The sequence below is a fragment of the Streptomyces sp. NPDC028722 genome (assembly GCF_040637655.1).
GTDB lineage: Bacteria > Actinomycetota > Actinomycetes > Streptomycetales > Streptomycetaceae > Streptomyces.
Genome location: NZ_JBEZWU010000014.1, coordinates 1 through 12,555 on the forward strand (window position 1 = coordinate 1; position 12,555 = coordinate 12,555).

Consider the following 12,555-nt stretch of genomic DNA (forward strand, 5'->3'; position numbering starts at 1 on the left):
CCGTTCCACCAGCAACGGCATCGCCTCCGAGGCCGTGACCAGCTCCCGCAGCGGATACCGGCCCAGCAACGCCTCCACCTCCGGCGACAACGCCGGCTCCAGCCGGTGGTGGACGGAACGCGAGTCGTCGCCGAGAGCCCGCGCGGCGGCCCGCACCAGGTCCCGCTCGGGGCCCTTGGACACTCCGGCCGCCGCCCGCTCGTACAGCTCGGCGCCCTGCTCCAGCACCAGACCGGTGTCGATGCCGGCGGGCACCTTGACGGAGGCGATGTGCCGCCAGGTCGCCAGCGGATGGCTCCAGGCCTCCACGCGGAAGGTCCAGCGTCCCGTCGCGTCCGGGGTGACGTCGGCGCCCCAGCGGTCGCTGCCCGGGGCGAGTTCCCGCATCGGTGTCCACGGGCCCTTGCGGCCCTTCGGATCGCGCAGGACGACGTTGGCGCCGACGGCGTCGTGGCCGTCGCGGAACACGGTGGCCGTCACCTGGAAGGTCTCCCCGGTCACCGCTTTCGCCGGGCGCCTGCCGCAGTCCACGGCCGGCCGGACGTCACGTACCGGTACACGGCCGATGGCCGGGGTCCTGCGCATGTATCTCACCTCCGCCGTGCGCGAAGCCGGGCACCCGGCCCGGCTCCGCGATCCGAAGTCGGGCCGGCGCGTGCCGGTCCCGAGGGGAACGCCTTGTACGGTGCCAGGTCACGGCCTCGGCGCCGTGGAACGCCGCTCCGGTGGCGTCGCTCTTCTGGCTGCCCGGCGCGGCTGCGGCCGACCGCCCTGCTCGCGCAAATAGGTGACCAGGTTGGTGCGCAGATAGCGTTCGGCTGCGTCCGCAGCCTCGCGGGCGCAGCGTTTGCCCATCAGAACGCACAGCGTGTACCCCGAGTCCTCGAAGGTGGCCCGGACCGTGCGGTCGTACGGCGAGGCGAGCATCACGCGCTCCCACGCCCGGTACCGCCGCAACAGCCGGGCCACTTCGGCCTTGGCCGGTAGCAGCATGGCCCTGTTCACCTTCCACGCTCTCGACTGGGCGCGTTCCCGACGGTCGGGTGGTGTCCGCACACGGAGAGGCACGGCACCGTTACGGCGATCGAGGCTTTCACTCATGGTGCACGCACCACGACCCAGCGTCTTGTTGGTCCTTCAACCATTTCGCCGGCCCGGTGCTCGTGTTGCACGAATGGCGTAGCGGCCTCACCGTGGAAGTGACTCAGAAGCGATGAACGCTCACGCTTTGTGTCCGGGATCCCTCCCGGACGGGGTAAGGGGAGCGAGAGCTTCGCCGGTGAGGAGCAAGCGACGATGAAGACCGCAGTGCCCTGCTACTACCACCTCGACGTGGAAGTCAGCCCGGAACGGGTGGGACAGGTCAGCCGCATCCTGGCCGCCCACCTCCGCCACTGGGACCTCGACAACATCGTGGACCCCGTCTGCCGCGGCGCGGAAATGCTGCTGCGGGCGATCGACGCGCACGCCACGGACAAGCACACCTCCATCGAGATGTGGTGGAACGGCCAGCATCTGATCACGGCCTTCGGCGGCGACGACCCCGATCTGCGCCCCGACCAGGACCTGCGGGCCTGCCTGGCCGACATCGCCGCCATGAGCGACGGCTGGGGCTGCTGCGCCTCGGACACCGGAGCCAAGATCATCTGGTTCTCGCAGCGTGCCCGCGCCGGCCAGCGCGTCCCGCTGGTGCCCACCGCCCCCGCGCCGACCCTGCGCACCGGACTGGACGTGCCGCGCGCCCAGCGCGTGGCCGCGCTCGCCGCGTCCGTCGGTGACCACGTTCTGGAGGGCAGCCGGTGACCGCCCGCAAGGTCCGCGAAGGGGTGCCCGTCTGGAGCGGGCACCCCTACCCGCTGGGCGCCTCGTTCGACGGACAGGGCACCAACTTCGCCCTGTTCAGCGAGGTCGCCGAGCGTGTCGAGCTGATCCTCCTCGACGACGCCGGCCGTGCGACCGCCGTCCCGTTGCACGAGGTCGACGGCTTCGTCTGGCACGCCTACCTGCCCGGCGTCGCCCCGGGCCGGCGCTACGGCTTCCGGGTGCACGGCCCCTGGCAGCCGGCGTTCGGCAACCGGTGCAACCCGGCGAAGCTGCTGCTCGACCCGTACGCCCGTGCCGTCGACGGCCAGATCGACAACCACCCCTCCCTGTACGAGCGTGCCCCGGACGGCCCCGACCCGGCCGACAGCGCAGGCCACTCCATGCTGGGCGTGGTCACGGACCCGTTCTTCGACTGGGGCGACGACCGCTCTCCCAGGACGCCGTACGCGGACTCGGTCGTCTACGAGGCCCACGTCCGCGGCCTCACCCGCACCCACCCCGACGTCCCCGACCGGCTGCGCGGCACCTACGCCGGTCTCGCGCACCCGGCCGTGACCGAACACCTGACCTCGCTCGGCGTCACCGCGGTGGAGCTGATGCCGGTGCACCAGTTCGTGCAGGACGGCGTCCTCCAGGACCGCGGCCTGGCCAACTACTGGGGCTACAACACCATCGGCTTCTTCGCCCCGCACAACGCCTACGCCGCCCATGGCAGCCGCGGCCAGCAGGTCAACGAGTTCAAGGCCATGGTGAAGGCACTGCACGCGGCCGGCCTCGAAGTCATCCTCGACGTGGTCTACAACCACACCGCCGAGGGCAACGAGATGGGGCCCACGCTGTCCTTCCGGGGCATCGACAACGCCTCCTACTACCGCCTGGTCGACGGTGACTGGGCGCACTACTACGACACCACCGGCACGGGCAACAGCCTGCTGATGCGGCACCCCTACGTGCTCCAGCTGATCATGGACTCGCTGCGGTACTGGGTCACCGAGATGCACGTCGACGGCTTCCGCTTCGACCTCGCGGCCACGCTGGCCCGGCAGTTCCACGAGGTGGACCGGCTGTCGGCGTTCTTCGACCTGATCCAGCAGGATCCGGTGATCAGCCGCGTCAAGCTCATCGCCGAACCGTGGGACGTCGGCGAAGGCGGCTACCAGGTCGGCAACTTCCCGCCGCTGTGGTCGGAGTGGAACGGCAAGTACCGCGACGCCGTACGGGACTTCTGGCGGGCCGAGCCCGGCGCGCTCGGCGAGTTCGCCTCCCGGCTCACCGGCTCCTCCGACCTCTACCAGCACAGCCGGCGCCGGCCCCGCGCGAGCGTCAACTTCGTCACCGCGCACGACGGATTCACCCTGCGCGACCTCGTGTCGTACAACGACAAGCACAACGAGGACAACGGCGAGGACAACCGGGACGGCGAGAGCCACAACCGGTCCTGGAACTGCGGGGTGGAAGGCGACACCGACGACCCCGCCGTCCTGGAACTCCGCGCCCGCCAGCAGCGCAACCTGCTGGCCACCCTGCTGCTCTCGCAGGGCATCCCGATGCTCTGCCACGGCGACGAACTCGGCCGCACCCAGCGCGGCAACAACAACGCCTACTGCCAGGACAACGAGATCTCCTGGGTGGACTGGGACCTCACCGACGAGCAGCGCGGCCTCGCCGACTTCACCCGGCACCTGATCGCCCTGCGCGCCGGCCACCCGGTGCTGCGCCGCCGCCGCTTCTTCCGCGGCGACACCGTGACCAACGCCGAGCAGCCGCTGCCCGACCTGATGTGGCTGCGGCCCGACGCCCGCGAGATGACCGACCGGGACTGGCAGCGCGACGACGCGCACTCGGTCGGCGTGTTCCTCAACGGCGACGCCATCGCCGAACGCGACGCCTACGGGCGCCGCATGACCGACGACTCCTTCCTGCTGCTCGTCAACGGCTACTGGGAGCCGGTCGACTTCCGGCTGCCAGGCGCCTCCTACGGCGAGCGCTGGACCACCCTGGTCGACACCGCCGACCCGGAAGGCGTCCCGGACGAACGCGAACGCAAGGCCGGCACGAAGCTCCGCGTGGAGTCCCGCAGCCTGGTCCTGCTGTCCCGCCCGTCGCGCGCCGGCGGCTGACGCGGCCGACGGCACGGCGAACCCCAGGGCCTGCGCCTGAGAGGCCCTGGGGTTCGCCGTGCCGCTTGGGCGGCTGTGCACCGGTGGCGGCCCGGCACCGTTCAGTGGCCGCGCCGCGACGTCACCGTGAACTGCGCGCCGTCCGGGTCGCGCAGGATCGCCTCGGTCTCGTCCTCGCGCAGCACACTGCCACCGTGCTTCTCCGCCGCGCGGGCGCAGCCGGCCACGTCGGTCACCGCGAAGTGGACCTGCCAGTGGGGCCGCACCGAGGGGTCCGGAGCGGCCCCCACCGCGCCCGAGTCGATGCGCGCGACCACGTCACCGCGGCTGCGCAGCACCACCTCACCGCCCTCGTACTCGACCTCGCAGCAGCCCGGCAGCCCGGACGCCCAGCCCAGGATCTCGCCGTAGAAGATCGCGGCGTCGAAGGCGTCCCGGGTGTGCAGCCGCACGAAGGCCGGCGCGGCCTGCCGCCACGCCTCCCAGTTGGAGACCAGTGCGCCCTGCCAGATGCCGAAGGTGGCCCCGTCCCGGTCGGCGAGCAGCGCCGCCCGGCCGGGCGGGAAGGACAGCGGCCCGACCGCCGCCGTACCGCCGCGCTCCCGGGCCCGGGACACGGCCACGTCCGCGTCCGGCACCGCGAAGTACGGCGTCCAGGCGACCGCCATCTGCCACATGGACGCCACGGCGGCGATCCCGGCCACCGGCACCCCGTTCGCCAGGGCGATCCGGAAGTGCTCGCCGAGTTCGGCGCCGCGCCAGCGCCAGCCCAGCACGGCCGTGTAGAAGTCCTGGGTGGCCTGGAGATCGCGGCTGGTCAGGCTGACCCAGCACGGGGCGCCGAAGACGGAGTCCGTGGAGACGACGTCTCTCCTGCGCGGTACGCCGGCGGGGGTTCCGTGGTTCATGGCAGTCGCGTCCTGCTCTCGGGGCCGGGCGGCCACCGGTCTGGCACCAGTGTCCGGCCGGAAGGGGGTGGAGTGCATGCCGAGTACCCCGGGTGGCAGGGGTACAGGCCTCTGCGCAGGATGGAGACATGGAGGAGAGCGAGCCGGACCGCGTCGCCGCGCTTCAGGCCGAGGTCGACCAGCTGAAGGAGGCGATGGTCTCGCATGCCGTCGTCGACCAGGCGATCGGCATGGTGGTCGCCCTCGGCCGGGTCACGCCGGACCAGGGCTGGCAGGTGCTCAAGGACGTCTCCCAGCACACCAACATCAGGCTGCGCAACATCGCGGAGATGATCCTCGTCTGGGGCCGCCGCGGTGATCTCCCCCCGCACGTCCGCGCCGAGCTGGAGGACGCCCTGGACCGGTACGGCCCCACACAGATCCCGGGGTCGGAGGGGGCGTAGCCGGCGGCGCGCGGTCAGCGGGCGCGGGTCTCCGCGAGGAGTTCCTCGCGCAGCCGGTCGAAGCAGCCGCTGAGCAGCCGCGAGACGTGCATCTGCGAGATACCGAGCTGCTGGGCGATCCGGCTCTGCGTCATCCCGCCGAAGAACCGCAGGTAGAGGATGGTGCGCTCACGCTCGGGCAGGGCCGCGAGGCACGGCTTGACCGCGGCGCGGTCCACGACGAGGTCGTATCCCGGGTCCGACGCGCCCAGGGAGTCCCCGAGGGCGTACCCGTCGGTGCCGGCCACCTCGGCGTCCAGGGACAGCGCGGAGAAGCACTCCAGTGCCTCCATGCCCGTGCGCACCTCGTCCTCGGTCAGGCGCGTGTGCGCGGCGATCTCGGCGACGGTGGGCGCCCGGCCCGACGTGGTCTGCGCCAGCTCCTTGATCGCCGAGCGCACCCGGTTGCGCAGGTCCTGCACCCGGCGCGGCACGTGCAGGGTCCACATGTGGTCACGGAAGTGACGCTTGATCTCGCCGGTGATGGTGGGGACGGCGTACGCCTCGAAGGCACGGCCCCGCGAGGGGTCGTAGTGGTCGACGGCCTTGACCAGGCCCAGTGCGGCCACCTGGTAGAGGTCCTCCAGGGCCTCCCCGCGGCCGCGGAAGCGCACGGCGATCCGCTCGGCCATCGGCAGCCACAGGCGGACCAGCTCGTCCCTGAGCGCCTGACGCTCGGGACCGTCGGACAGCCCCGCCAGCCGCTCGAAGGACCTGCCCGTGTCCGGGGCGTCGTCATGGGGGTGGGGCTTCGTGCTGCCAGTGACACGCATGGCGCGCACCTCTTTCGGCAGGTGCTGGATGGACAGACACCGTGGGAGGTGCGCTCGGACCAGGGAGGGACGCCGGGGCGTGCGGCCGGGCCGGCTCCCACGGACGTGCCTCCTGTCCGAAGCACTGATGTCCGCTTTCCCGTTCTGGCGCATCTCAAAACAAATGCGTACATACCGGTTAATTCGCCAGAATATCCTGCACCGCCGCCGGGGGCTCACCGGGCCCCGGCGCGGGCCGCCGGTCCTGCCGCCGGACGTGATGTGCGGCACGCGCGCGTACCCGACGGCGAGGGGCCGCGGACGATTGTTCCTGCGCAGCGCTTGATCACCGATCAACGCCGGTGAATCCCCTGGCCACAGCGCATTCTGCCCATTTGACAGTGCGCTGAGCACACAGATAGACAGCAGCTCTCGAGGGTCGAGAGGGGCACCGTGTACGAGCCGAACGTGGTCGGGGACTGGCAGGAGTACGAGGAGCATGCCGGTCTGCGGGTCCGCGTCCACCGCCTGGGGCCGTCCGAGCCGCCGCGCGGACGCGACGACGCCGCCGCCGGGCTGACGTACTTCAGCGTCCGGGTGACCGTCGAGAACCGCGGCACGCGGCACTACGGCATCCACCTGGAGGACGGTCAGATCGACGTCCGTGTCGGCCCGGACGGCGAGGGCGCCTTCATCGACTGGCGCAACTCGCAGTTCATCGAGGGCTTCGACGTCTACCCGCTGCGCCGGGCCACCGCCGTGGTCTACGCCGCCGCACCCGAGGCCGCCCTCACCCACGTGGACGTGCAGGTGCAGCTGCGGGTGGAGGACGAGTGGAGCGACCGCCGGCTGTGGGCGGGCGGCATCGGCGTCACGGAGGGGACCACGGCGGCCACGCCCGCCGGTGCCGGACCGTGCGGTCTGGCCCACCAGGTCAGCGCCTTCCTGAAGGACCAGGCGGAGCCGGGTACCGCCTGAGACGGGAGGCCCGCCCCGGCCGGGCTCAGTGCGGGATGCCGTCGATGATCTCCCGCGCGCCCTGCCGGAGCAGCGCCACCGCGACCGAGGTGCCGAGCGTGGCGGGATCGAGCCGGCCGGCCCACTCGTGGGCGTTCAGCCGGGTCTTGCCGTCCGGGGTGAACACGCAGGCCCGCAGGGAGAGTTCCCCGCCGTGGTCCATACGCGCGTACCCGGCGATCGGGCTGTTGCAGTGGCCCTGGAGCACATGCAGGAACATCCGCTCGGCCGTCGCCTCCCGGTGGGTGGCCGGGTCGCCGAGCCCGCTGACCGCGTCGATCAGCTCGGTGTCGTCCTGCCGGCACTGGAGGGCGAGGATGCCCGCGCCGATCGGCGGCATCATCGTCTCCGGCGACAGCACCTCGCTGATCACGTCCGTCCGGCCGATGCGCTCCAGGCCGGACACCGCCAGCAGCAGCGCGTCCGCCTCGCCCGCGGCCAGCTTCTCCAGCCGGCGGTTGGCGTTGCCGCGGAACGGCACGCACTCCAGCCGCGGGTGGGTGGCGGCGAGCTGGGCGACCCGGCGCACCGAGGAGGTGCCGATCCGGGTGCCGGCCGGCAACTCCTCCAGGGTCAGCCCGCCGGGGTGCACCAGCGCGTCCCGGATGTCGTCCCGCTTCAGGAACGCGGCGAACACCGTCCCCGCGGGCAGCGGCCGGTCGGCGGGCACATCCTTGACGCAGTGCACCGCGAGATCCGCCTCCCCGGCCAGCAGGACGGCGTCCACCTCCTTGGTGAACGCGCCCTTGCCCTCGACCTCGGACAGATCGCCCAGCCACTTGTCACCGGTCGTGCGCACCGGTACGACCTCGGTCCGCACATCCGGGTACAGAGCGGCCAGCTCGGCGCGGACCCGCTCCACCTGGGCCAGGGCCATGGGGGAGTCGCGGGAGACGATACGGATGAGTTCCGGCACAGACATGGGGACACGATAGACCGCCGGGACGGCGGTGCGGTTCAGGCTCCCGGGTCGAACGGGATCCCGGACGGCTTCGCCGACGAGAGGTGGGAGGCGAAGGCCCCGTCCTTCAGGCCGAAGTGGGCGCTGCCGAAGTCGTAGGCGCTCAACTCGTCGCGCAGGCCCGCCGGATAGCCGTCCCAGCCGACCAGGGGCGGGTACTGCCAGGTGTGCCGGTGGTTCTCCGGCGGCTCGTCGTTCGTGTTGGCGAGCCGGAAGCAGTGGGTGCCGATGCCGTCCTTGTGGTAGACGATCTTCGGGTGTGTGCCCTCGAAGCGCACCTCGGAGGCCGGGTGCACGGTGAACGAACCGTGGTTGGACGTCGACACGTACTGGACCTGTCCGTCCCGCACCCACACCGCGACGTGCTCCCAGTCGTTGCGGTGCCCGCCGATGCCGCTGCCGGGCAGCGCCTGGTCCTTCTCGAAGTACAGGCCGTAGAGGTAGGCGCACCAGCCGTTGTTGCACGTGGAGCGGGAGTAACTGTTGGTGTTGTCGAGGTCGGAGGCGTCGTGGCAGCTGCCGTTGAGGGCGCCGGTCGGCTTCAGCCCCGGGTTGACAGTGCCGTCGGGGCCTATCGCGGGTGTCGGGTAGCAGCCGTCCGTGTCGTAGTCGAAGGCGGGCTGGTACGTCAGTTCGGCGGACCCGGCGTTCCGCGGCAGCGCCAGGGGCGGGGCGGCGAAGGCGGCGGCGGGGGACGCGACGACCAGGGCGGCGGCGCCGGCCAGGACGGCGAACCATCTGCCGCGCCGGACGCGCGAGGTGATCGGGGACACGGACTTCCTCCAACGGCATGAAGACACAAGGGAGTTCAGCATCCCGTCCGCACGCCGAGCTGCCAAGAGGTCACCTGGGTCGCATAGATGACGTTCCCTCAGGTGTCCGTCACCGGCCGAAGCTGTCCGGCAGGTCCGCCGCCGACTCGCGCGGGGTGAGGTCCGGGCGCAGCCGCAGCCAGGACGGCTGACGCAGCATCCCGTTGCGGGTCCGTGTGCTGTAGCTGACCTCGCCCACCAGCCGGGGCAGCACCCAGCGGGCGTCGGGGATGCGCGGCACGGGGTCGAAGGGGGACCGCTCGCTCGCCGCGGCCCGCAGCAGCTCCGCAAGTTCCGCCCGCTCCGCCTCGCTCCAGCCGGTGCCGACCCCGCCGACGTACCGCAGCCGGCCGCCCGCGCGCTGACCGGCCAGCACCGCTCCGGGCAGCCCGGCCAGCCGCCCCCTGCCCGGCAGCCAGCCGCCGACGATCACGTCCTCGGCGCGCATGTTCCGGATCTTGATCCAGGCACGGGAGCGGACCCCGGGTTCGTACACCGAGTCGAGCCGCTTGCACACCAGCCCCTCCAGACCGTGCTCCTGGGTGGCCCGCAGTGCCTCGGCGCCGTGCCCGGTCACCGCGCCCGGCGTCGACCAGTGGGACCCGGCCAGGCCCAGCCCCTCCAGCCGGGCCCGCCGCCGGACGTACGGCAGCCGCACCAGCGGCTCCGCCAGGTACGGCAGGTCGAACAGCACCAGGTGCACCGGTACCTGGGCGGCCCGGCGCGCCGCCCGCGCGGGTGCGTGCGCGAGGCCCATCCGGCTCTGGAGCAGCTGGAAGTCGGCCCGCCCCCGCTCGTCCAGGGCCAGCACCTCACCGTCCAGCACGGCGGGCGTGGCACCCAGGGCGGCGCCGAGCGGCCGGAGTTCGGGGTAGGCCGCGGTGATGTCCTCCCCGGAGCGGGCGCGCAGCAGCACGCTGCCGTCGCCGGGCAGGTAGACCATCACCCGCTGGCCGTCCTGCTTGGTCTCGTACGCCCACCGCTCGTCCTGGGCGGCGGACGGCAGGCCGCCGGGAGTGGCGAGCATCGGCGGGATGAGCGGCAGGGTCACGGCGGTCACGGCAGAAGGTCTCGACCGGCCCCGGCGCCCTCACGCGCCTTTCACCCCCGGTTCCCCTGAACGGGCCCCACCGCGGGGACCCGCCCGGGGCGGGGGCCCCGGGCCGGCCGGCCAGGTTCCGTCTCGGACGTCAGTGCCGCGAGCGAGTGGCGCGACGCCCGGCGAGCTCACGTCCGACGACGGCACCGAGGTGGATGACCACGCCCACAGCCACCAGCCAGGAAAGGATGACCATGGCGACGCCCACAGGGCCGTACTTCTGGTTGTTGGCCACGATGGTTGCCGAGAAGTAGCGGGAGGAGAACCACCCGAGGCCGGTCCAGGCGGTACCCGTGGCCAAAGCCGCGGGCAGGAGGAAGCGCCACGCGACCGCTCCGGTGAGCAGCAGCCGCATGGTCCCCCACCAGAAGAACAGTGCCAGGACGAATCCGGACAGGATGCTCAGCCGCGAGCCGAGCGCCGCGCCGATTCCGGCCCGGGCCGCGCTGTAGGCGACCAGCGCCGCCAGCCACGCGAGCTGAGCCGCGAGGTCCCGCCACCAACGGGGGGGAACGCCGAAGAGGAACTGATACCAGCCCTGCAAGGTGCCGGCCACGGCGACCGCCCCGGCGACCATCAGCAGAGCGCTGACCAACGTGAGGGTGACCGAACCGGGACTGGGTTTGAACAGGCCGGCCACGGCCTGGGCCGCCTGCTCGTCCAGTCCGAGCCATCCCGCCATGACCTTCGCCGCGTCCTGGCCGAACGCACCGGTGACCAGGATCAGGAACGGGAAGAAGCAAAGGAACGCGAGCGACGCCAGCTGGAACGAATGGCCGAAGAAGTCCGCCGCGCTGAGGCGTCCCCATAACCGTCCCAGCGCACTCGCGTCCAGGCGCCTGCCCGCCGCCTGCCACGTGTGGTCGAGCCGGGTCCACCACAGGCTCGTGCGGCGGCCTTCACCGGGTGCTCTCCTACGCATGCGCACAGCAGTCAGTACACCGTGCCGAGCGGCCGGTGTCGCGCAGACTCGGGCCCCACGCCGGCACCAGCCCTTCGGGCGGCTCGCGGCCACCCCGGGCCCCTGCTCCACCGGGCGGACGGCAGGATCACCGGACCCAGTCCAGGGACCGTTCGACGGCCCGCCGCCAGTTGTCGTACTCCGACTCGCGGCGCCCGGGGTCCATGCCGGGCAGCCACTGGGCGGCGCGGTGCCAGTTGCGGCGCAGCACCTCCAGGTCGGACCAGTAGCCGGCGGCGAGCCCGGCCGCGTAGGCGGCGCCGAGGGAGACCGTCTCGGCGACCATGGGCCGTACCACGGGCACGTCGAGCACGTCGGCGACGAACTGCATCAGCAGGTTGTCCGCGGTCATGCCCCCGTCCACCTTCAGCTCCCGCAGGGGCAGAGCGGAGTCGGCGTTCATGGCGTCGACGACCTCCCGTGTCTGCCACCCGGTGGCCTCCAGGACGGCGCGCGCCAGATGCCCCTTGGTGATGTACGAGGTGAGCCCGACGACGACCCCGCGCGCGTCGCTGCGCCAGCGGGGTGCGAACAGGCCCGAGAAGGCGGGGACGATGTAGCAGCCGCCGTTGTCCTCGACCGTCCGCGCGAGGGTCTCGATCTCCGCGGCGCTGCTGATCAGGCCCAGGCGGTCACGGAACCACTGCACGAGTGCGCCGGTGACGGCTATCGACCCCTCCAGGGCGTACACGGGCGGCTGGGCCCCGATCCGGTAGGCGACGGTGGTGAGCAGGCCGTGCCGGGAGCGCACGGGGTCGCCGCCGGTGTTGAGCAGCAGGAAGCCGCCCGTTCCGTAGGTGCACTTGGCCTCGCCCGGCGAGAAGCAGGTCTGCCCGAACAGGGCGGCCTGCTGGTCGCCGAGGGCGGCCGTGATGCGGATGCCCGGCAGCACCGAGCGGGCCTCGCCGTACGCCTCCACCGACGACCTGATCTCGGGCAGCATCGGGCGGGGCACCCCGAAGAAGTCCAGCAGGTCCTCGTCCCAGGCGAGGGTGCTGATGTTCATCAGCATCGTGCGGCTGGCGTTGGTCGCGTCCGTGAGGTGCAGGCCGCTGCCGGCGCCTCCGGTGAGGTTCCAGATCAGCCAGCTCTCCATCGTCCCGAACAGCACCTCGCCGTCCCTGGCGCGCTGCTCGACGCCCTTGACGTGGTCGAACAGCCAGCGGATCCGCAGCGCCGAGAAGTACGTCGAGGGCGGTACGCCGCAGCGGTCCAGGAAGAACGCCTCTCCGGGATGCTTCCTGAGGTCCTCGACGAGCGGCCCCGTGCGGGTGTCCTGCCAGACGATCGCCCGGCCCAGCGGGGCGCCGGTCCGCCGGTCCCAGAGCACCGTCGTCTCGCGCTGGTTGGCCACCCCCAGCGCGGCGACCTGGTCCGCCTCGACACCCGCGTCGGACAGGGCCTCGGGCACGACGCGGCGCAGGTTCTGCCATATCTCCACGGCGTCGTGCTCCACCCAGCCCGGCCGGGGGAAATGCTGCTGGTGCTCCCGCTGCGCGACCGAGACCAGGCGCCCACGGTGGTCGAACAGGATGCACCGGGTCGAGTTCGTGCCCTGATCGATGGACATCACGTACCGTTCAGCCATGATCGGGTCTGCCTTCCGACGTCATCGAGGG

General features: G+C 72.1%; 13 protein-coding genes. 4 read left to right on the forward strand and 9 right to left on the reverse strand.

The window, feature by feature from the left end; translation table 11 throughout:
• Positions 1-585: maltotransferase domain-containing protein (locus AB0F03_RS21505; protein ID WP_361994239.1), on the reverse strand; the 585-nt coding region annotated here is incomplete at its 3' end.
• Positions 586-693: 108 nt separating this feature from the next.
• Positions 694-993: a DUF5133 domain-containing protein gene (locus AB0F03_RS21510; RefSeq protein ID WP_361994241.1), complete on the reverse strand. Its 300-nt coding sequence runs from the start codon at positions 991-993 to the stop codon at positions 694-696.
• 303 nt (positions 994-1,296) lie between these two features.
• Between AB0F03_RS21510 and AB0F03_RS21515 the strand changes: the two genes are divergently transcribed.
• Both AB0F03_RS21515 and glgX read left to right on the forward strand, forming a co-directional pair.
• A complete protein-coding gene (locus tag AB0F03_RS21515) occupies positions 1,297-1,803 on the forward strand; it encodes a pep a2 (protein ID WP_361994244.1) in 507 nt (168 codons plus the stop codon).
• Positions 1,800-3,944: a glycogen debranching protein GlgX gene (gene glgX, locus AB0F03_RS21520; RefSeq protein ID WP_361994247.1), complete on the forward strand. Its 2,145-nt coding sequence runs from the start codon at positions 1,800-1,802 to the stop codon at positions 3,942-3,944. The genes AB0F03_RS21515 and glgX overlap by 4 nt, the downstream gene beginning before the upstream one ends.
• 101 nt (positions 3,945-4,045) lie before the next feature.
• Here the strand turns inward: glgX and AB0F03_RS21525 are convergent, their stop codons facing one another.
• Positions 4,046-4,852: a VOC family protein gene (locus AB0F03_RS21525; RefSeq protein WP_361994250.1), complete on the reverse strand. Its 807-nt coding sequence runs from the start codon at positions 4,850-4,852 to the stop codon at positions 4,046-4,048.
• Between the two features lie 128 nt (positions 4,853-4,980).
• On the opposite strand from AB0F03_RS21525, the gene AB0F03_RS21530 reads away from it, so the two are divergent.
• A complete protein-coding gene (locus tag AB0F03_RS21530; protein WP_361994253.1) occupies positions 4,981-5,295 on the forward strand; it encodes an ANTAR domain-containing protein in 315 nt (104 codons plus the stop codon).
• Positions 5,296-5,309: 14 nt separating this feature from the next.
• On the opposite strand, the gene AB0F03_RS21535 is transcribed toward AB0F03_RS21530, so the two are convergent.
• Entirely contained in the window at positions 5,310-6,107 is a 798-nt protein-coding gene (locus AB0F03_RS21535; protein WP_361994255.1) for an RNA polymerase sigma factor SigF, read from the reverse strand.
• A 432-nt stretch (positions 6,108-6,539) separates the two neighbouring features.
• Between AB0F03_RS21535 and AB0F03_RS21540 the strand changes: the two genes are divergently transcribed.
• Entirely contained in the window at positions 6,540-7,064 is a 525-nt protein-coding gene (locus AB0F03_RS21540; protein ID WP_361994258.1) for a hypothetical protein, read from the forward strand.
• 25 nt (positions 7,065-7,089) lie between these two features.
• Here AB0F03_RS21540 and hemC read toward each other — a convergent pair whose 3' ends face one another.
• From hemC to glpK, 5 genes are all read right to left on the reverse strand, one after another.
• The gene (gene hemC / locus AB0F03_RS21545) at positions 7,090-8,025 is read right to left on the reverse strand and encodes a hydroxymethylbilane synthase (protein ID WP_361994261.1); all 936 of its coding nucleotides are present in this window, start codon (positions 8,023-8,025) and stop codon (positions 7,090-7,092) included.
• Positions 8,026-8,060: 35 nt separating this feature from the next.
• The gene (locus AB0F03_RS21550; protein ID WP_361994264.1) at positions 8,061-8,837 is read right to left on the reverse strand and encodes an NPP1 family protein; all 777 of its coding nucleotides are present in this window, start codon (positions 8,835-8,837) and stop codon (positions 8,061-8,063) included.
• Between the two features lie 109 nt (positions 8,838-8,946).
• Entirely contained in the window at positions 8,947-9,927 is a 981-nt protein-coding gene (locus tag AB0F03_RS21555; RefSeq protein ID WP_361994717.1) for an ATP-dependent DNA ligase, read from the reverse strand.
• A gap of 139 nt (positions 9,928-10,066) precedes the next feature.
• A complete protein-coding gene (locus AB0F03_RS21560) occupies positions 10,067-10,897 on the reverse strand; it encodes a YhjD/YihY/BrkB family envelope integrity protein (RefSeq protein ID WP_361994267.1) in 831 nt (276 codons plus the stop codon).
• A 127-nt stretch (positions 10,898-11,024) separates the two neighbouring features.
• Positions 11,025-12,524 carry a glycerol kinase GlpK gene (glpK, locus tag AB0F03_RS21565; RefSeq protein WP_361994270.1) on the reverse strand — a complete coding sequence of 500 codons (1,500 nt, stop codon included), beginning with the start codon at positions 12,522-12,524 and terminating at the stop codon, positions 11,025-11,027.
• Positions 12,525-12,555: the final 31 nt, after the last annotated feature.